Annotated in this window: 1 protein-coding gene; it reads right to left on the reverse strand. The window is 60.6% G+C overall.

All coding sequences use genetic code 11. The features are described from left to right. Positions 1-284: penicillin-binding transpeptidase domain-containing protein (locus EN852_RS40050; RefSeq protein WP_281407874.1), on the reverse strand; the 284-nt coding region annotated here is incomplete at both ends.

Raw genomic sequence — 284 nt, forward strand, 5'->3', positions numbered from 1 at the left:
ATGGTCTTGTGCGCTTCCAGTTGCGACTCGACGCCAAACGACTCCGCCGTCGCCTTGATCGGCGCGATGCCGAGATAATCCTTCGCCAACCTGACCGGCACCGTGTTGATCGATTTGGCCATCGCCACGATCAGCGGCAGCTTGCCCGCGGATTCGCCGTTGTAATTGTGCGGCGACCAGTTGCCCCAGCTGATCGGCCCGCCCGAAATGATCGAATTCGGCGTGAAACCATGTTCCATGGCCGTGGCATAGACATAGGGCTTGAACGATGAGCCGGCCTGGCG

The organism is Mesorhizobium sp. M2E.F.Ca.ET.209.01.1.1, assembly GCF_004010375.2.
In the GTDB taxonomy this organism is placed as follows: Bacteria; Pseudomonadota; Alphaproteobacteria; order Rhizobiales; family Rhizobiaceae; genus Mesorhizobium.